Genomic DNA, 17,584 nt, shown 5'->3' with positions numbered 1-17,584 from the left:
ATTCGTCTCCCCCTATCACTAGATAGAACAATAAGGTAGATGCCCATGCGTCCAAACGACCGCCAGGCGGATCAAATTCGCCCAATAAAAATTACTCGTAACTATACTGCTTATGCTGAAGGCTCTGTGCTGGTTGAGTTCGGTAATACCAAAGTTCTTTGTAACGCAACCGTTGAAGAAAATGTGCCACGTTGGCTAAAAGGTCAAGGTAAAGGCTGGGTAACTGCTGAGTACGGCATGCTGCCACGTTCAACGCATTCGCGTATGCGCCGTGAAGCGGCAAGTGGTAAGCAGGGTGGCCGCACAATGGAAATCCAACGCTTGATCGCACGTAGCCTTCGTGCCGTTGTTGATCTCGAAGCGATGGGTGAGGTTATGGTCACAGTAGACTGTGATGTTATTCAAGCCGACGGTGGTACACGCACTGCGTCGATTTCAGGTGCCAGCGTTGCTATGGCGGACGCATTCCAATATCTCGTTGAGAATGGCAAGCTGAAAGCGAACCCAATGAAAGGCCACGTTGCCGCTGTTTCAGTGGGTATTTTGGGTGACGATATTCTGTGTGACCTAGAGTATGTTGAAGACTCAGCAGCCGATACCGATATGAATGTCGTGATGACCGAAGACGGCCGTATGATTGAAATTCAGGGCACAGCGGAAGGCGAACCGTTTACACATGATGAGCTGATGGATTTGTTAGCTGTCGCGAAGAAAGGCATCGCGGATATCGTTGAAGCGCAGAAAACGGCGTTAGAAAATTAATTGTTATGATAGCTTCCCTCACACGGAAGCTATTTTTTTGCCTTTATAAAAGGCATTGAGAGTGAACCTTAATTTAGAGAGAAAGTAATGAAAGCATACCAGCGTGAATTTATTGAGTTTGCACTAGAAAAGAAAGTACTGAAATTTGGTGAGTTTACTTTAAAGTCAGGTCGTAAAAGTCCTTATTTCTTTAACGCTGGTCTTTTCAATACTGGCCGTGACTTGGCACGCTTAGGTCGTTTTTACGCGGCAGCGCTGGCGGACTCTGGTATTGAGTTTGACGTGCTATTTGGCCCTGCCTACAAAGGTATTCCTATCGCAACGACCACCGCAGTCGCGCTGGCCGATCACCATGATATCGACACGCCTTACTGCTTTAACCGTAAAGAAGCCAAAGATCATGGTGAAGGTGGCAACTTGGTTGGTAGCCCACTCGAAGGCCGCATTATGCTAGTGGATGATGTGATCACCGCGGGTACAGCGATTCGTGAATCGATGGAAATCATCAAAGCGAATGGCGCGGATTTGGCTGGCGTTTTGGTTGCCATTGACCGTCAAGAGAAGGGTAAAGGCGAATTGTCTGCGATTCAGGAAGTCGAGCGTGACTTTGGTTGTGCAGTGATTTCTATCGTTAGCCTGGGTGATTTGGTCACTTATTTGGAAGAAAAAGGCGACGCAGATGAGCATCTTGCGGCGGTAAAAGCGTACCGAGCTGAGTATGGTATCTAATTCGCTTTATTGAGTTTGTAAAAAATGGGCGTCGATGCAGGCGCCCATTTTTTATAGTTCAATTATTTGTAGCGAATGCCTTTTTCGGCTGTTTCATCTTGCATGGTTTTGTAGCGTTTGTGCAGCCACATCCATTGCTCAGGCGCGCGCAAGATCAGTTCTTCTACATACTTGTTCATGTAAGCGGCAGCCGCTTTCTCATCTTTTTGCGGGTAATCTGCTTCAATACACTTGTCTGCGATGATCTCATACTTGCCGTCACTGTTTCTAAAGCCAGAGCCTGGAATGATCGCGCACTTGGATGTGTAGGCTAAAATACTGGTTCCCGTGGTGGTACATGCGTCTTCAATGGCGAAAAACGGCACGAAAACCGATTTATTGCGACCGTAGTCATGATCGGGCAAATAGAACAAACGCTCACCACTGCGCAGGACGCGAATCATCTGCTTCACGTCTTTACGGTCAATCAGTTTATTGCCGTTGTGCGTTCGTCCCCAGTATTGAATAAAGTTATACGCAGGGTTGTTGTGCGGACGAAAGGCACCATAGCCACTCACACCTAAGATCGCAAATGCTCTGGCGGTGATTTCAAGGTTTAACGCGTGCACGCAACACAATAGTACGCCTTTGCCTTCTGCCGCTTTATCACGTAGCGCTTGGACATTTTTGTCGACAATGAGCTTTTTAAAACGCCACGTCGGCCAAAACCAAGTTATCCCGGTTTCGATCAGCGCCATACCAGTGTTTTTAAAATTCTCTTCCACTAGGTACTGAATGTCTTGCTCAGATTTGTCTGGAAAAGAGAGTTCTAAATTACGCTTGGCGACATGAACGCGTTTTTTTCCGTAACGCATACCGATCTGACCGAGTTTTCGGCCTAGTGACAGCAGGATACGGTAAGGCAGTAGGTTGACCACCAGTGCCAAAAGCCCAAAGCCAAGCCAGACCCCCCAGTTGCGAGGATGAAGCAGGGATAAGGAAAACTCTGGCTGTGTGTATTTATCTTTGCTCATGATTCTTTACTTAATCTGCGCACTCAGCAGTGCCCAGTATTCATCAAAATTCGCGGTAGGTTGATATTTAAAGTCAGAACGCACAAAGCGATTTAAACTGCCTTCGACCTGACCGAGTAACTGTGCGGCGAGAATGCTTTCATCAACCGGGAATGCCTTGCCTTCACGTAGCTTACGCTCTCTTAAAATTTGGCGCAGCGAGGTTTCAATCCGTTCAAACAGCTGATTGATGCGTTCACGCAGTCGCTCGTTTTCAAACATCAGCGCGTGCCCTGACAGGATACGACTTAACCCCGGATTGCGTTCAGAGAAAGCTAAAATCAGTTGTAATACAAGACGAATACGAGTCAAGGTGTCTTTTTCTTCATCAAGAATACGGTTGATGCGAGACATTAAAGACTCTTCGATAAACTCAATCAGTCCTTCAAACATTCGCGCTTTGCTTGGGAAGTGGCGATATAACGCGGCTTCAGAAACCCCGACCTGTTTGGCGAGTTTTGCAGTCGTAATACGCGATGCCCCTTCCGTGGACTCCAGCATTTGTGCCAATGCTTGCAAAATTTCATCTCGGCGGTTGGTTTTTCTTGTTCCGGCCATGAACGCGTTCCTCATTGTACCATTCTGAAATAAAAGGCTAAGAGTTCGGACAACCACGAACCCTTAGTCTGACAATCCACTTTTACGTGGTTATGATTGTAAACGAAGCCTTAAGCTTCTAGTTTGTCGGCAATAGTTGCCATAATTTGAGTGGCAATTTGTTGTTTTGTGGCAAGAGTAAGTGATTGCTTACCATCTTTCCAGTATACGGTGATCGCATTTTCGTCGCTATTAAAGCCCTGTCCTTCAACCGAGACATCGTTAGCACAAATCATATCTAGATTCTTTTTAGCCAGTTTTGTGCGAGCGTAATGTTCGACATCTTGCGTTTCGGCGGCAAAGCCAACAGTAAATGGTCGAGAGGTGTCTAGCGCGGCAACCGAGGCAACGATATCGGGATTTTTCACCATAGTAATGGTCATTTGATCGCTATCATCGGTCTTTTTGATTTTTTGCTCGGCGACGTTTTGAGGGCGGTAATCGGCAACGGCAGCACAGGCGATAAAAATATCATTGCTCGGTGCTGCTTGTATCGCCGCCTCGTGCATCTGCTGAGCACTGCTGACGTTAATGCTTTTTACGCCTTGCGGTGTGGTAAGTGATACCGGACCTGAAATTAGGGTCACATCCGCGCCGAGCTGCTTAGCTGCCTGAGCGAGAGCGTAGCCCATTTTTCCCGAGCTATGATTGGAAATATAGCGGACAGGGTCGATGGCTTCACGTGTTGGACCCGCAGTAATGGCAATGGATTTGCCTTGCAGTGGCTTCTCGCCAAAGAACTGTTCGCAGTGCTCGACGAGTTGCATTGGCTCTAACATTCGGCCTGGCCCGACGTCGCCACACGCTTGTTCGCCAGCCGCTGGCCCCCAAATATTCATCCCGCGACGCGCTAGGGTTTGGATGTTTTCTTGTGTGGCAGTGTTGCGATACATTTGCTGATTCATTGCAGGAGACACCGCTACGGGTGAATCGGTCGCCAGAACCAGAGTGGTGAGCAGGTCGTTGCCCATTCCTGCCGCCATGCGTGCGATGAGATCGGCAGTCGCGGGCGCAAGTAACACAAGATCCGCCCATTTTGCTAGCTCGATATGGCCCATGGAGGCTTCTGCTGCGGGGTCTAGTAAGCTATCTGAAACGGGTCTACCCGATACGGCTTGCATCGTCAGTGGGGTGATAAATTCTTTTGCGGCCGTGGTCATCACCACTTGAACTTCTGCACCTCGTTCAATCAAGCGGCGAGTCAGCTCGGCGCATTTATAGGCTGCTATGCCTCCGCTGATCCCGAGTAGGATTTTTTTTCCGGCGAGTGTTTGCATGTCGCTATCCATACCAATTTGTCAAAACTGGCTCAATCTTACCATAACTCTTTGAGTGAATTGCTCTATATCAACCACAAGGCAAATAAGCGGTATGAAGCGAGTTTGCGAGGCGCTTCACTTAATAAAAATACCGTATTACTCACAGACATTTTATCGAACTTCGGCATCATTGCCGTATAACAATCAAAAGATACCAAGGTGTAGAATGAGAAGCCGTACTAAACTCCTGATATTAACGTTGCTCCCACTGATAGCGATCACCGCAATGGTGACCTCTGTCTACTACTGGAGCGGACTTCGCGCACTGGAAGACGAAGTAAACACTTACAAGCAAGAACTGGTTGAAACGCGCAAAAGTGAATTAAAAGCATTCTTGATGATGGGCGTTACGGCGATTAAACCGCTCTATGATGCTGATGTGAATGGTGAGAATAAAGAGCAGGCGAAAGCTATTTTAAAATCAATGCGCTTTGATGAAGACGGGTATTTTTTTGGTTATGACTCACAAGGCATCAATACGCTGCATGCGATTAAACCGCAGCTAGAAGGGAAGAACCTGTATGGTTTGAAAGATGAGAATGGGGTCGCGGTGATCGCAGGTTTGATCGATGCGTCAAAATCCGGCGATGGTTTTCTTCACTTCTCTTGGCATAAGCCGACGATAAATGCGCAGGCGCCAAAGTTGGGCTACGCAGAGTATCTGTCTAAGTGGGACTGGGTGCTTGGCACGGGGATTTACATTGATGATATCGATATCCAAGTGGCGCACTATGAAGCTGGACGAGTTGAGTCTATGCACGAGCAAGCAATATTTGCCACCGGACTGTCTTTAGGTGTATTGACGCTAACCGCCATTATCGTCAGCGTTTTGGTGTCACGCGCGACGTTGCCTCTGCAGCATATAGCGGCCTCATTGGAAGATGTCGCTGCTGGCGGCGGTGATCTGACAGCGCGCTTGAAAGTTGAAACTCAAGACGAAGTGGGAGACGTAGCCCGAGCCTTTAACCAGTTTATGGATAAGCTGCACCCTTTAATTAGCGAGATACGTCAATCGGCGCAAACGGTACAAAATGCCGCGCACGATCTCGATGATCAAACGTCGAATTCGAGCAGCATGATGCAAAACCACTGTTTGGAAACGGACAAAGTGGTAACCGCTGTGACTGAAATGAGTGCCACAGCGCGTGAAGTGGCGAATAACACCAATTCAACCGCGCAGGCGATAGAAACGGCGAACCGCCAGATTGATGAGGCGCAGGTTGAGGTATCTCAAGCAATAGAAGGTATCGGTAAACTCGTTGGAGAAGTCAACTTAACTTCAGACGCGATTCAAGAGCTTAGCGAGCACACCAATCAAATTACCAAAGTGCTTGAGGTCATCGGTGAAATTGCTGAGCAAACCAACCTATTGGCACTGAATGCGGCGATAGAGGCCGCGCGTGCCGGTGAACAAGGTAGAGGGTTTGCTGTCGTGGCGGATGAAGTTCGCACGCTAGCCAGTCGCACACAAAATAGTACCCATGAGATCAGTGATATGCTCAAACAGCTACAGTCTGGCGTCGCTCGTGCGGTAACCACCATGAATGCCAGCCAAGAGCGTGGCGAGAAGACGGTGAATGAATCAGAGCATATTAAAGCGTCATTATCGGGTATTCAGCATGCGGTGAGCTCTATTCATGATATGGGCATACAGACAGCGTCGGCCGCTGAGCAGCAAAGTGCGGTTGCCGAAGATATCAACCAAAACCTCGTGTCGATTCAACAGATCGTCAACGAGCTGAGCGATAACTTACAAAGCTCACAAACGATTAGCTCTCAGCTGTCTGCATCGGGTCAGGATATGGGGAATTTGGTCGGAAACTTCAAACTTTAACGACACTACTCTTTCATATTCGGTTGATCTCAACCGATAAACGACGAAGGCCACTTGCGGCCTTCGTTTTTATTTGGGTTCATACATTTCCCTTCCTCAATTTGGAACCACAAATGAGCCTGAAGCGTTTTCCCTCTGAATCCATGCCTAGAGAGAAGCTTTTGAGTCACGGTCCTCAATCGCTCACAGATGCAGAGTTACTGGCGATTTTCCTAAGAACCGGAACTCAGGGAATGAATGTTCTTGAGCTTTCGAGTCACTTGCTGAGCCATTTTGGATCGTTACGCTCACTGTTTTCCTCATCGCAAGAAGATTTTTGCTGTCACAAAGGGCTTGGGCAAGCCAAGTATGTTCAGCTACAAGCTGTACTGGAAATGACCCAGCGGTATTTGTCAGAAACTCTTAAGCGTGGCGAGGCTCTCACCAGCCCTCAACAAACCAAGCTTTACCTCTCTGGTCTTTTACGAGATAAGCAGAGAGAAGAGTTTTTTGTGCTTTTCCTCGACAACCAACATCGCGTGATCTGCGGTGAGGCTCTGTTTCAAGGCACCATCGACGCCGCCTCTGTTTATCCCAGAGAGGTGATTAAGCGGGCTCTAGAGCATAATGCAGCGGCGCTAATACTGGCTCACAATCACCCGTCAGGCGTTGCTGAGCCAAGCCAGGCAGACCGAAGAATCACGCGTAGAATCACGGATGCATTAGCACTTGTCGATATCAGAATACTGGACCATTTTGTGGTGGGCGACGGTGAAGTTATTTCATTTGCAGAAAGGGGATGGATATAAATCATATTACTGGTTGTGAGTTGCTGGTTTTCTGATACAATCCCCCGACATTTTTTGAACTATTATCAGCTCTGCCTAAAAAAGATCACGAAAACCTGTAAAAAGGATCTGTTCGGGTCTTGAGCAATGCTAATCAAGTTAGTATAATGCGCGACCTTTGATAGCCTTGTATGGGTTTCCATAGCGGTATAAGACCTCGACATTCTTCTTAGAGAACTAGAGAGGTTCGGCCACCAAGGTTGATATCGAGCTGAAACGATTTTGGAGAAGACATTCATGTCACGAGTATGCCAAGTAACTGGTAAGCGTCCAGTAACGGGTAACAACCGTTCACACGCACGCAATGCTACTAAGCGTCGTTTTCTGCCGAACCTACAAACTCATCGTTTCTGGGTAGAGAGCGAAAAACGTTTTGTTAAACTACGCCTATCTGCTAAAGGTATGCGCATCATCGATAAGAAGGGCATTGATGCTGTTCTTGTTGATATCCGTGCAAACGGCGAAAACGTTTAAGAGGAAATAGACAATGGCAAAGAAAGGCGTTCGTGAGAAAATCCGTCTAGTATCTTCTGCAGGTACTGGCCACTTCTACACAACTGATAAGAACAAGCGTAACATGCCAGGCAAATTTGAGATCAAAAAGTTTGATCCAGTAGTTCGCCAGCACGTTATGTACAAAGAAGCTAAGATCAAGTAATTGATTCTTCTTTGAACTTCCTTTTGGAAGAGTGAATTAGAAACCCAGCTATAGCGATATAGTTGGGTTTTTTATTGCCTGCAATTTATACTCTGTATATCTAATTCAAATACTTAAGCAGCGATAGCGTCTGCTAAGGAAGTGATATGCGCGTGTCACCTGCTCGTCGCAGGCGCTGGAACAACATTCTGATCTTAGGCATTATTGCCTTTATTGGCCTGCTTAATCTGCCAACGCTAATTAAAACCTATCTTATCGATGAACCAGTAGTTGTGAGTGAGTATCCTTATCTACTCAATCCAGCTCAAGAACTTAAAGCGTTGCACTTTGCTAATTGGTCGTTAGAAAATACCCAAGGTCGCTGGCGAAGCTCTACCCCTAGCGCGATTCCAGAGTCTGAACTTGTAAAGCGTTGGCAAAAACTGGTGGGTACTGAAGTCAATCAACAAAGTTTTGACAGTTTGAGGCCTCAGCTAGATTCTCCTGAAACTATTGAAGTGTGGTATGTTGATCAAGAAGAGCCACAGAGGATTACTGTTTACCAAACGCCACAGTTTTGGCTATTGAAGAATTGGCAAGATAAGTGGATAGCAATCTCTGTTGAACCTCGTTATCTTATGCCTGAATAGCAACATCACAGGATCTTGTCATGCCAGAATTACCGGAAGTTGAAGTCAGTCGTATGGGAATTTCACCACATTTGATTGGTGAAACCATAGCCAAACTGACTTTTCGTACTCCCAAATTGCGTTGGGATATCCCTCAAGAGCTAAAACAGATGGAAGGTCAGGTGATTCGAAATATTTCTCGCCGGGCCAAATACTTGCTGATTGAAACCGATATTGGTACTGCGATTGTCCACCTTGGTATGTCTGGCTCACTTAGAGTGCTGGATGCTGAAATAACGCCAGCCAAACATGATCACGTGGATCTAAAACTCACCAATGGCAAGGTTTTGCGTTACAACGATCCGAGACGCTTTGGCGCATGGTTGTGGACTGAAGATGGTAATCATACTGCGCTCGGAACAATGGGGCCAGAGCCTTTGACTGATGAATTTAATGCAGACTACATTGCGGAGAAAGCAAAAGGTAAGCGTGTCGTAGTGAAGCAGTTCATTATGGATAACAAAGTGGTGGTCGGGGTAGGGAACATCTACGCCAATGAGTCTTTATTTAGTGCCAGAATTAACCCAACACGCCCAGCAGGTAAAATAAGTCGTAAAGAGTGGGAATTACTTGTCAGTGAGATTAAGCAAGTACTTGAAACTGCAATCAAGCAAGGTGGGACAACCCTCAAAGACTTTGCCCAAGCCGATGGAAAACCGGGCTATTTTGCTCAGAAATTGCAAGTGTATGGCAAAGCGGGTGAGCCTTGTCCAAGCTGTGAAGTGCCGATTTCAGAGCAGAAGATAGGGCAGAGGAGTACGTTTTTTTGTAAAAGTTGTCAGGATTAAACAGTGATACAATTACTCTAGCCCTGTGATCATTGAAGATGCTTTATTTCCGACGAAATCAGGATCATGCTACGCACCATGAAAATAACACTGACTCCCCAACAGAAACTGCAACTCGAACAAATGCACGATTCAGATAGTGACGGTCGGGTGCGCGATCGAATCAAAGTCGTCTTACTCGCTTCTGAAGGCTGGAGTCAGAGCATGTTGGATGGTGCGGCTTATCACCGAACAGAACTAGTGATAACTGCAGCGAAAGTACTCAATATCGAGTTTCACTACTTACCGCTATACAGTCCAAACTTAAATCCAATAGAGCGACTGCGGAAAGTAATGAATGAGCATGTTCAGAATAATGTTTACTTTTCCTCGAAGATAAAATTTATATCTGCCATTAAAGCATTTTTCGATTCAACGTTACCTGAGATTACAGATTCACTGATGCCTAGAACTACAGGTAGTTTTCAGTTATTGAAACCTGCATCTTCAAGTTAATCGGGTATAGTAAAATACTCCACAATTCATATGGGCTACCCCTCCCATTCATCTTATTGTATGCTTTTAAACCATCATGAAATTTAGACAAGATATAAATGCTCTGAGAGCAATTTCCGTTCTAGTTGTTGTTTTATTCCACTTTACTCCGAGTTTGCTAAAAGGTGGTTTTATTGGAGTTGATGTTTTTTTTGTAATTTCTGGGTTTTTAATGACCAGTATTATTATGAAAGGTATTGAAAATCAACAATTCAGCTTGAAGCAATTTTATGCCTCTCGGGTTAACCGTATTATTCCTGCTTTAGTATTTATGTGTGGAGTGATTCTATTACTAGGTTTTTTTATCTTGTTGCCTAAAGACTATGAAATGTTAGGAAAACATGCTAGAGATAGTGTGACGTTTATATCTAACTATACTTATGAAAAAGAATCTGGATACTTTGATCAAGAAGCAAAAAGTAAATGGTTTTTACACACCTGGTCGCTATCTGTTGAATGGCAATTTTATTTAATTTATCCACTTTTATTATTATCTATATCAAAATTAAAACTAGGTGGAAGGTTAAGAGAGATAATTACAGCATTAACGGTAATTAGCTTTGTGTGGTGCCTATACTTAGGATATTCAGATCCCAATTCTGTTTATTATCAATTAACTTCTAGAGCTTGGGAGTTGCTGCTAGGCTCATTTGGTTACTTTTTTCAGAGTAAAGTAAGTAAGAGATTCGGGACTTTAGGGTGGGTATTGATCATCACTTCCTCCATTTTTATTGATGAATCCTATCTTTGGCCTAGTTTGTTGACATTAATCCCTGTTTTTGGTGCTTTACTTGTTATATTGTCAAACTCACAGGGTGCACTATCTAAATCTAAAGTTACCAGAAGATTGGGATTATACTCATACTCAATTTATTTGTGGCATTGGCCGATTGTAGTTGGGTTAAGCTATTTTAATATGAGTGATTACTGGATTCTTATTGGTATTTTATTATCTGTTACCCTAGGTGCCTTGAGTTACCAATTTATTGAACCAATTGGCCAGGTTAAAAATAACAGCTTATATGTACTCATTGCCTTGCTATTTGTCTACCTATTCTCGTCATATGTTCGAACCGATGGTATGCCGGAACGATGGACGATGTCAGAAGAAATAAGAAATATATACTCAAATATCAGTGAAACACCTCGAAAAGAGTGTGGAAAAAGAGAGGTTGAGGATGCATGCAAGCTGTTCTCCAGTAACCCATCATGGGTGGTTTTTGGCGATAGTCACTCATATGAGTTGGCTTATTCGCTAGGGGAGCTATTGCAAGAATCTGGCGATGGAGTGATTGAATACTCTCGGTCAGGATGCCCTATAATTACTAATCCTGATAATAAACTATATAATAAACTATATAAAAAAGAATGCGCAGATTGGCGTTTGAAAGCTATTGATTTAATTGGTGAAAACTCTGACGTTAAAAATGTTGTTATGATAAATAGATACAACGTTGGATTGTTTGGGGAAAATGAATTGGATTACCCTAATTTACCTAATCACTATAGTGAACAACATAGAGATGACTTTTTTACTGATGTAGAGACTGCTATATCTGAAATTTCTCGTAGTGGAAAAAATATATGGCTAATATCAGGTGTTCCAGAAATGGGTCAGGATATCTATTCATTGATCGGTCAAGCTTATATAAAAGGTATCAACTTAGACAACCTATTTGCTAATGAAATTAATTATCAAATAAGAAGAAATATGTACTCTTTTGAGAGATTAAGAGCAATTAGTTCTAAATACTCTAATGTTCATTTTGTTGATATTAGAGAGATATTTTGTGACAACGTCAGTTGTTACGCTATTCGTGATGCTATACCGCTATATCGAGATGATGACCACCTATCATTGCTTGGTGCCAAGCAGGTAGGTGAGTTGCTGCTAGAGCAGTACTCCAAGAAGCTAGAGAAGAGTAAATCTAGTACCCTTTAGAAAGAAGCTCCGAGTCAGGATACGCTACTCTTTTTCTCCAGCATCAAGAGTTACCACAGCCAAAAGTATTTGGAAAAAATGTATAAGGTGCTTAACAAATATATTGCTAAGAAATAAATGCCCAAATCTACTTATCTATAATAGATTAGTCCTTTTTTCTTCTCTAACGGCTGGGCATTGAATTTATTCAATACTTGGCCAGCGATAACCTTCTCATACATTGCAAGGTAACCTTTTGCCATAGTTATATGATCAAAAGTATCACGTGCATATTCATGACAGTGTTGCGGATTAACTTGATTCTCTTTAACGGCTTGAACTAATTCCGACTCTTGATTGGCAAGGAAACCGAATTCGTCGGAATAAATGATCTCTGCCAATGAACCGTATGTCGTACCAAATACAGGACACCCCATAAAGAGGCTTTCAGTAATTGCTAGACCAAATGGTTCTTCCCATGTTACTGGAAAAATAAGGCCGCTGGAGCGCTCTAGGACATCACATTTGTGGTCATTGTCGACCATGCCATGGAACTTAACATGTCGATCTAATGTGAGGCGAAAGCCCATCTTGAAGTTGAGGCGAAAGCCGCCAAGAACATCCAGTTTGACTTTTGCCTTCTTGGTAATATCAATAGCTCCTTGTACGTTTTTTACGCGCCACGCAGCTTTGCCCAAAAAGTGATAGCGGTTTAGGCGCTTTTTAGGCTCTAAGTTAGGTAGGCGATAATCACTCCAATCTAGGCCATTGTGAACAAATGCTTCGCAACCGTGGTTTAGCGCATGTTTGTGCGAGACAAAGATGGAATTAGGGTCGTTTTGTTGATTTACGCTGCGATTGCCATGGCGAGTTAGGACATAGGGCTTACTCTCGGTTTTTCCTCCAGTGTGAAAATGCACAATATCAATGAAGTCAGGAATCTGATCATCTAAGGGTTTTTGCCCATCAAAAGGAATTGTTTTTGCCCATGAACATTTTACAGGTGTTGTGCTAAGTAAGTACACATTGTGGTTTAACTGAGCTAAGCCTTTTGTCAGGCTCCAGATTACCCGCTCAGTTCCTCCATATGTTACAGGAGGTAGTTCGCCTTTGTAGACCATCAATATGTTCATTTAAATTGCCTTTGGTGTTATTTGGTCGCTATTATAGCTTGGTATTGAGGTTTTAAAGTGTTAGACAAAATAATTGTGTCGGTAAGGTTATATTTTGTTTTGGAGAGCTTTGGTTACCACAGTTGGAACGAAGTCTGAGATGTCACCACCGTGGATTGCGACCTCGCGAACGATTGTGGATGAAAGAAAGGTGAACTCTTCCGATGGAGTTAGAAATACGCTTTCTAAACCAGGTAGTAGTTTACGGTACATACTAGTTAACCCAAATTCGTATTCAAAGTCTACCGTAGTGCGAAGGCCGCGAACGAGAATATTGGCATTGTTTTTTTTTGCAAAGTCAACCAACAGTCCCTTAAAGCCACTAACCGATACGTTATCAAAGTGCATAACAGACTTCTCGAGAAGCTCTACACGCTCTTCAAGGGTAAATAATGTGTTTTTGCTAGGACTAGCCGCTACGCCAATCACTATCTCATCAAACATCATTGCGGCTCGCTGGATGATATCTAGATGACCATTAGTCACAGGATCAAAAGTGCCAGGATAGATAACACGAGTTTGGTTTTTTGGGGACATATATCGCTCGTAAGGTTATGATGTTTGGAAAAGTTGAGTGTTCTAAAGATATCATAAACAGTGAAATGTGAAAGAATACACATTAATTGAATAAACGCGTTAAACTAGGCATTCAGGAATTAATGTCACCATGTTTAGGCAAAGTAACGATGAAGCTACTCTACTACGTAAATAATTTGCTACTTAATCTTGTTCCATCATACCTTTTTGAACGATATAAGAAACAGTTAGAAGCACAATTTAGCGATGAGTCAGAAGCGATTCAGCGTCGTGTAGACTATTACTGTAAACTTGACCTACCCCAAAAGTTAAATGATACAGCGGAGAGTCGTGCGAGTAATTATAAGCTAAGGGACAAAAGTGCCTATTACTATGACTTGAAACAGTACCTTTACTACTTCCCCAAACACTTTAAGTTTTGCTACTACTTTGGCGACCAAGTCGCCGTTGAGTCTTGTCCAACTATTTACAAAGCCCGCCCAACACAAGGTGATAACCAAAACTCAGTTTTATTCAAACTCGATAAAATGCGCCACTTTCGTTTTATAAAAGATGAGACCCCTTTCCACGCAAAGAAAGATATGGCTGTTTTTCGTGGACGTGTTACTCAGAAGCATCGTATTCGCTTTATGAAATCGATGTTTGGTCACTCCCTGGTTGATGCTGGCCAGTCAAATTCATCTGAAGAGCACCCAGAATGGCGGCAGCCGTTTATGACAGTTGATGAGCAGCTTCAATATAAGTTTCTTATTTGCCTTGAAGGAAACGATGTAGCATCAAACCTAAAATGGGCTATGTCTTCAAATTCAATTGTAGTCACCCCTAAAATGCGTTTTGAAACTTGGTTTATGGAAGGGGCCCTTGAGCCTGGCGTTCACTTTATTCAAGTCGAAGATGACTGGTCTGACTTTGAAGAAAAGATTCGTTATTACTTAGATAACCCAGAAGAAGCGGAAAAAATACTCGATAATGCGCATCGGCATGTTGCACAGTTTCTGGATTCTAAACGAGAAGACTGGGTAAGTATTAAGACACTAGAAAAATACTTTTCTATATGTCAACAGAAATGAATATCGAGAGGTTAATCATGCCATTGTTTTCCAAGGCGCCCGAGTCACTCTGTATTTTGCGCTTATCTGCGATAGGGGATGTTTGCCATGCGATATCTGTTGTTCAGGCAATTCAAAAGCACTGGCCTAGAACACACATAACATGGGTTACAGGTAAGATTGAAGCGCAGTTAATTGGCGATCTGCCTGGGGTTGAAGTTGTTGTTTTCGATAAACGACAAGGGCTTAAAGGTATGCTTCAAATATGGCGCCAACTGTCTGCAAAGAAGTTTGATGCTCTACTTCAGATGCAAGCAGCGTTGCGCGCAAGTGTTCTTTCTTGGGGAATTCGAGCGAGATACAAAGTCGGCTTTGGTAAAAATCGTACTCGAGAAGGTCAATGGTTATTTACGAACAAGCATTTACCAAATACTGATGCGCTGCATGTCCTGGACAATATGGCTGAGTTTGCTCGCTATATTGGAGTCCCTTTTGTTTCACCTGAGTGGGATATTCCAGTTTCAAAAGAGGATGAACTGTTTGCTCTGAAAGCTCTAGCGGATAAACCTACGTTGGTGATATCCCCTGCTGCGAGTAAGGATTCGCGCAATTGGTTAATAGAGCGTTATGCGCAAGTAGCTCAGTATGTCGAGGAAAAGGGTATTCAGGTAGTACTTTGCGGCTCTCCAGCTCTTCGTGAGGTTGAAATTGCAGATAAAATCCAAAGATTATGTGCCTCACCTGTTGTTAATTTGGTAGGTAAAACGAACCTTAAGCAACTGACCGCGGTGATTAAACAGGCTGATATAGTGATTGCTCCAGACTCTGGGCCAGTTCATCTTGCGACGACACAGGGGACGTCGGTGGTTGGTCTATATGCCCATAGTAACCCTCAGCGCACAGGGCCATATCTAGCCCAGGATGAAGTGGTTAGTGTCTATGAGAAGCATGTAGAGGCTCAGCAAGGAAAGCCTATTGCTGATCTAGCGTGGGGGACTCGCGCGAAGGGTGACCATTTGATGGCTGATATAACGGTGGAAATGGTCCTTAGGCAGGTGGACAAATTGTTGGTTGAATTGAAGCTTCTTAAGGATAATCAATGAAAACCATACAAAAGAAAAACCAGATGATTTGGTTTGATGAAAAGTTACTTTCCCCAAATGAGGCTGATTATGCCTTTGATATTAATTATTGGCAGCAGCAAAAGAAGGTAGTGGGTAGTGCTCAGGGGAGAGGTACAACTTGGTTTATTCAATTAGATGCTTTACAAGCTGCTTTACGCCATTATCGGCGTGGAGGTTTGTTTGGTAAGCTGATTTCTGATCGCTACCTATTTCATGGCTGGAGAAAGACTCGCTGTTTCCAAGAGTGGCACCTGTTAGCGTTGATGCGAGAGCAAGGCATTAGGGTTCCTAGACCTATTGCTGCTCGAGCGATAAAGTCAGGTATTAGTTATCGGGCTGATTTGCTGAGTGAAAAAGTACCCAATGCCCGTGATTTGGTTTCAATACTAGAAGAGCGACCGCTGGATGCGGCAGTTTATCGTAAAATCGGAGATGAGATCAGAAAGATGCATCATGCGCAAGTTAACCATACCGATTTAAATATTCACAATATTTTGCTGGACAATAATGAGCAAGTCTGGCTGATTGACTTTGATAAGTGCTATCAGCAAAGTGGGGATGCATGGAAGCAAGATAACTGGGATAGATTAAAGCGCTCTTTCGAAAAAGAACAAAAAAAACGGCAGATACATTGGACTGCCGATGAATTTAAACTGTTGCTTTCGGGCGGCTAGGTCGGTTGTACTTTGTATCCCTCGATAGTCGGTTCGATGCGCTCAACCATAAATTTTTGCCATTTTCTTTCTATCTTTCGGCGGCCTAGGTACGGGATGTAATTGGCAAAAGGGATAAATTCAGCGCCTCCCAGACCATCTACCATCATAATTTTGATTCCCTCTGGGCGAGTTAGCACTAGAAAGTTACTTAGGACTAAATCGCAAGGCACAATATTGTTGATGATAAGGTACTGTTTTATTTGAGTAAGTGCTTGATAGAAGTGATGGACTTCAGTTTCTGTTAATGGTCGTTTTAGGTATTTGTGTAGATCCGGAGCGCTGTCACCATTGGGGTTACACACATATTCCATTTCCAGTCCAATATAGTCACCTTCATCGACTCTACGATAAAACTTCGGGATATGAGAATAGGAGACTTGTCGTTTGGCTAAATACTCATAGTATTTGAGTTCTCGGCGAGTCTGTTTAGATTGGCCTTTTTTACTAACCTTAATACAGCGTAATGGATCTTTAGGGTCTCGGTAGCATACTCGCTCTGCACCAGAACCTACGATCGGCCAGTTAAGAAAATCAAGCATGGTCGACCTTTTTCATCTCATATACCTTTAACAGTTGTTGGTAGTTTTTTTCTAGAACGACTTCAACGTCCATAGTCAATGCAAGCTCTCTGCAAGTGATACTCACATCGGTAGTGCGTTTTTTATCCGCCCATTTAATCATTGCTGAAAGAAGCTCGTCAGGATTTACTTCAGCACTAATCACGGTTGCAACTTGCGGATTAAGTACTTCTTTTGCACCGCAATTATCGGTCGTGATTGCTGGGGTTCCACATGCCAGCGCTTCTATAACGGTAAAGCCAAATGGTTCATATAGAGTTGGAAGAATATAACAGTCTGCTAAGGTGAAATAGAGCTCAGGGCGACTATCTGAGCCTAAGAATTGGCAACGCTCAGATATGCCAAGTTCTTTGGCAAATGTTACGTATTCAGCTTCGTGTGTTTCTCGGCCAACTACCAAAAGGTGCGCCTCAAACGGCAACTTAGAGTAAGCAGTGAGGGCCTGCTTTAGCCCTTTACGCTCGTAGCCAGTGCCCAAGAAAAGGAACACAGGTTTACCATCATCTACGCCTAGTTTTTGTTTTAGTTGAGCTGCATCTTGCTGGATTCGTTCTGCATCGAAACGCTTCGTATCAACAAAGTTGTGAATAACGGTAATTTTGTCACTAGGAACGTTATGAGCCTCTTGGATTTCGAGAGCACTTTTATGAGAATTGCTGATGACGTGGTAATAAGCACCTGGAGCCATCGCTCTACTTTCGATGATGTGGTTAATACGA

Annotated in this window: 19 protein-coding genes and 1 pseudogene; 13 read left to right on the top strand and 7 right to left on the bottom strand. The window is 43.8% G+C overall.

Features of this window, described 5'->3' with window-relative positions:
- The first annotated feature begins 45 nt into the window (after positions 1-45).
- Together rph and pyrE are read left to right on the top strand one after the other, a co-directional pair.
- On the top strand, positions 46-762 hold the full coding sequence (gene rph / locus VNE01S_RS14930) for a ribonuclease PH (RefSeq protein WP_053396291.1): 717 nt from the start codon (positions 46-48) through the stop codon (positions 760-762).
- 87 nt (positions 763-849) lie between these two features.
- Entirely contained in the window at positions 850-1,491 is a 642-nt protein-coding gene (gene pyrE, locus VNE01S_RS14925) for an orotate phosphoribosyltransferase (RefSeq protein ID WP_053396292.1), read from the top strand.
- A gap of 62 nt (positions 1,492-1,553) precedes the next feature.
- Here the strand turns inward: pyrE and VNE01S_RS14920 are convergent, their stop codons facing one another.
- From VNE01S_RS14920 to coaBC, 3 genes are all read right to left on the bottom strand, one after another.
- Positions 1,554-2,504, bottom strand: coding sequence for a Kdo(2)-lipid IV(A) acyltransferase (locus VNE01S_RS14920; RefSeq protein ID WP_053396293.1), 951 nt, complete (start codon positions 2,502-2,504; stop codon positions 1,554-1,556).
- A gap of 6 nt (positions 2,505-2,510) precedes the next feature.
- Positions 2,511-3,101, bottom strand: coding sequence for a nucleoid occlusion factor SlmA (slmA, locus tag VNE01S_RS14915; protein WP_053396294.1), 591 nt, complete (start codon positions 3,099-3,101; stop codon positions 2,511-2,513).
- A gap of 110 nt (positions 3,102-3,211) precedes the next feature.
- Positions 3,212-4,417 (bottom strand): bifunctional phosphopantothenoylcysteine decarboxylase/phosphopantothenate--cysteine ligase CoaBC, encoded by a 1,206-nt coding sequence (coaBC, locus tag VNE01S_RS14910; protein WP_053396295.1) that lies wholly within the window; start codon positions 4,415-4,417, stop codon positions 3,212-3,214.
- Between the two features lie 208 nt (positions 4,418-4,625).
- Between coaBC and VNE01S_RS14905 the strand changes: the two genes are divergently transcribed.
- The 8 genes and pseudogenes from VNE01S_RS14905 to VNE01S_RS14870 all read left to right on the top strand — a co-directional run bounded on the left by VNE01S_RS14905 (position 4,626) and on the right by VNE01S_RS14870 (position 11,710).
- Positions 4,626-6,293, top strand: a complete 1,668-nt coding sequence (locus tag VNE01S_RS14905) for a methyl-accepting chemotaxis protein (protein ID WP_053396296.1) — start codon at positions 4,626-4,628, stop codon at positions 6,291-6,293.
- Between the two features lie 113 nt (positions 6,294-6,406).
- Positions 6,407-7,081: a RadC family protein gene (gene radC / locus VNE01S_RS14900; protein ID WP_053396297.1), complete on the top strand. Its 675-nt coding sequence runs from the start codon at positions 6,407-6,409 to the stop codon at positions 7,079-7,081.
- A gap of 276 nt (positions 7,082-7,357) precedes the next feature.
- Positions 7,358-7,594, top strand: coding sequence for a 50S ribosomal protein L28 (gene rpmB, locus VNE01S_RS14895; protein WP_004410867.1), 237 nt, complete (start codon positions 7,358-7,360; stop codon positions 7,592-7,594).
- A 13-nt stretch (positions 7,595-7,607) separates the two neighbouring features.
- The gene (rpmG, locus tag VNE01S_RS14890) at positions 7,608-7,778 is read left to right on the top strand and encodes a 50S ribosomal protein L33 (protein WP_004410866.1); all 171 of its coding nucleotides are present in this window, start codon (positions 7,608-7,610) and stop codon (positions 7,776-7,778) included.
- A 146-nt stretch (positions 7,779-7,924) separates the two neighbouring features.
- Entirely contained in the window at positions 7,925-8,407 is a 483-nt protein-coding gene (locus VNE01S_RS14885; RefSeq protein ID WP_053396298.1) for a hypothetical protein, read from the top strand.
- A gap of 20 nt (positions 8,408-8,427) precedes the next feature.
- Complete coding sequence (gene mutM, locus VNE01S_RS14880; RefSeq protein WP_053396299.1) at positions 8,428-9,234, top strand: bifunctional DNA-formamidopyrimidine glycosylase/DNA-(apurinic or apyrimidinic site) lyase; 807 nt, start codon at positions 8,428-8,430, stop codon at positions 9,232-9,234.
- 204 nt (positions 9,235-9,438) lie between these two features.
- Positions 9,439-9,729 (top strand): annotated as a pseudogene (locus VNE01S_RS14875) (transposase); the annotation flags it as partial.
- A 76-nt stretch (positions 9,730-9,805) separates the two neighbouring features.
- Positions 9,806-11,710 carry an acyltransferase family protein gene (locus VNE01S_RS14870; protein ID WP_053396300.1) on the top strand — a complete coding sequence of 635 codons (1,905 nt, stop codon included), beginning with the start codon at positions 9,806-9,808 and terminating at the stop codon, positions 11,708-11,710.
- Positions 11,711-11,841: 131 nt separating this feature from the next.
- Here the strand turns inward: VNE01S_RS14870 and VNE01S_RS14865 are convergent, their stop codons facing one another.
- Both VNE01S_RS14865 and coaD read right to left on the bottom strand, forming a co-directional pair.
- Positions 11,842-12,822, bottom strand: a complete 981-nt coding sequence (locus VNE01S_RS14865) for a glycosyltransferase (RefSeq protein WP_053396301.1) — start codon at positions 12,820-12,822, stop codon at positions 11,842-11,844.
- A gap of 87 nt (positions 12,823-12,909) precedes the next feature.
- Complete coding sequence (coaD, locus tag VNE01S_RS14860) at positions 12,910-13,398, bottom strand: pantetheine-phosphate adenylyltransferase (protein ID WP_053396302.1); 489 nt, start codon at positions 13,396-13,398, stop codon at positions 12,910-12,912.
- Between the two features lie 149 nt (positions 13,399-13,547).
- Here coaD and VNE01S_RS14855 point away from each other — a divergent pair, with 149 nt between their 5' ends.
- The 3 genes from VNE01S_RS14855 to VNE01S_RS14845 are packed head-to-tail and all read left to right on the top strand — an operon-like array spanning position 13,548 to position 16,245.
- Positions 13,548-14,468 carry a glycosyl transferase family 90 gene (locus VNE01S_RS14855; protein ID WP_156309892.1) on the top strand — a complete coding sequence of 307 codons (921 nt, stop codon included), beginning with the start codon at positions 13,548-13,550 and terminating at the stop codon, positions 14,466-14,468.
- A gap of 17 nt (positions 14,469-14,485) precedes the next feature.
- The gene (locus tag VNE01S_RS14850; RefSeq protein ID WP_053396303.1) at positions 14,486-15,550 is read left to right on the top strand and encodes a glycosyltransferase family 9 protein; all 1,065 of its coding nucleotides are present in this window, start codon (positions 14,486-14,488) and stop codon (positions 15,548-15,550) included.
- The gene (locus VNE01S_RS14845) at positions 15,547-16,245 is read left to right on the top strand and encodes a 3-deoxy-D-manno-octulosonic acid kinase (protein ID WP_053396304.1); all 699 of its coding nucleotides are present in this window, start codon (positions 15,547-15,549) and stop codon (positions 16,243-16,245) included. The genes VNE01S_RS14850 and VNE01S_RS14845 overlap by 4 nt, the downstream gene beginning before the upstream one ends.
- On the opposite strand, the gene VNE01S_RS14840 is transcribed toward VNE01S_RS14845, so the two are convergent.
- Together VNE01S_RS14840 and VNE01S_RS14835 are read right to left on the bottom strand one after the other, a co-directional pair.
- Positions 16,242-16,826 (bottom strand): YrbL family protein, encoded by a 585-nt coding sequence (locus VNE01S_RS14840; RefSeq protein ID WP_053396305.1) that lies wholly within the window; start codon positions 16,824-16,826, stop codon positions 16,242-16,244. The genes VNE01S_RS14845 and VNE01S_RS14840 overlap by 4 nt on opposite strands.
- Positions 16,819-17,584: glycosyltransferase family 4 protein (locus VNE01S_RS14835; protein ID WP_061781652.1), on the bottom strand; the 766-nt coding region annotated here is incomplete at its 5' end. The genes VNE01S_RS14835 and VNE01S_RS14840, both read right to left, overlap by 8 nt.

This window comes from Vibrio nereis NBRC 15637 (assembly GCF_001591105.1).
In the GTDB taxonomy this organism is placed as follows: Bacteria; Pseudomonadota; Gammaproteobacteria; order Enterobacterales; family Vibrionaceae; genus Vibrio; species Vibrio nereis.
This window is presented reverse-complemented; position numbering and strand designations above follow the sequence as displayed.

What these genes read in the sequence shown, in the direction of transcription:
- rph (WP_053396291.1), top strand. Translation starts at nt 46, where the DNA reads ATGCGTCCAAACGACCGCCAGGCGGATCAAATTCGCCCAATAAAAATT.
- VNE01S_RS14905 (WP_053396296.1), top strand. Translation starts at nt 4,626, where the DNA reads ATGAGAAGCCGTACTAAACTCCTGATATTAACGTTGCTCCCACTGATA.
- coaD (WP_053396302.1), bottom strand. Translation starts at nt 13,398, where the DNA reads ATGTCCCCAAAAAACCAAACTCGTGTTATCTATCCTGGCACTTTTGAT.
- VNE01S_RS14845 (WP_053396304.1), top strand. Translation starts at nt 15,547, where the DNA reads ATGAAAACCATACAAAAGAAAAACCAGATGATTTGGTTTGATGAAAAG.
- VNE01S_RS14885 (WP_053396298.1), top strand. Translation starts at nt 7,925, where the DNA reads ATGCGCGTGTCACCTGCTCGTCGCAGGCGCTGGAACAACATTCTGATC.
- coaBC (WP_053396295.1), bottom strand. Translation starts at nt 4,417, where the DNA reads ATGCAAACACTCGCCGGAAAAAAAATCCTACTCGGGATCAGCGGAGGC.
- rpmG (WP_004410866.1), top strand. Translation starts at nt 7,608, where the DNA reads ATGGCAAAGAAAGGCGTTCGTGAGAAAATCCGTCTAGTATCTTCTGCA.
- VNE01S_RS14865 (WP_053396301.1), bottom strand. Translation starts at nt 12,822, where the DNA reads ATGAACATATTGATGGTCTACAAAGGCGAACTACCTCCTGTAACATAT.
- VNE01S_RS14920 (WP_053396293.1), bottom strand. Translation starts at nt 2,504, where the DNA reads ATGAGCAAAGATAAATACACACAGCCAGAGTTTTCCTTATCCCTGCTT.
- mutM (WP_053396299.1), top strand. Translation starts at nt 8,428, where the DNA reads ATGCCAGAATTACCGGAAGTTGAAGTCAGTCGTATGGGAATTTCACCA.
- VNE01S_RS14840 (WP_053396305.1), bottom strand. Translation starts at nt 16,826, where the DNA reads ATGCTTGATTTTCTTAACTGGCCGATCGTAGGTTCTGGTGCAGAGCGA.
- pyrE (WP_053396292.1), top strand. Translation starts at nt 850, where the DNA reads ATGAAAGCATACCAGCGTGAATTTATTGAGTTTGCACTAGAAAAGAAA.
- rpmB (WP_004410867.1), top strand. Translation starts at nt 7,358, where the DNA reads ATGTCACGAGTATGCCAAGTAACTGGTAAGCGTCCAGTAACGGGTAAC.
- VNE01S_RS14850 (WP_053396303.1), top strand. Translation starts at nt 14,486, where the DNA reads ATGCCATTGTTTTCCAAGGCGCCCGAGTCACTCTGTATTTTGCGCTTA.
- slmA (WP_053396294.1), bottom strand. Translation starts at nt 3,101, where the DNA reads ATGGCCGGAACAAGAAAAACCAACCGCCGAGATGAAATTTTGCAAGCA.
- radC (WP_053396297.1), top strand. Translation starts at nt 6,407, where the DNA reads ATGAGCCTGAAGCGTTTTCCCTCTGAATCCATGCCTAGAGAGAAGCTT.
- VNE01S_RS14870 (WP_053396300.1), top strand. Translation starts at nt 9,806, where the DNA reads ATGAAATTTAGACAAGATATAAATGCTCTGAGAGCAATTTCCGTTCTA.
- VNE01S_RS14855 (WP_156309892.1), top strand. Translation starts at nt 13,548, where the DNA reads ATGAAGCTACTCTACTACGTAAATAATTTGCTACTTAATCTTGTTCCA.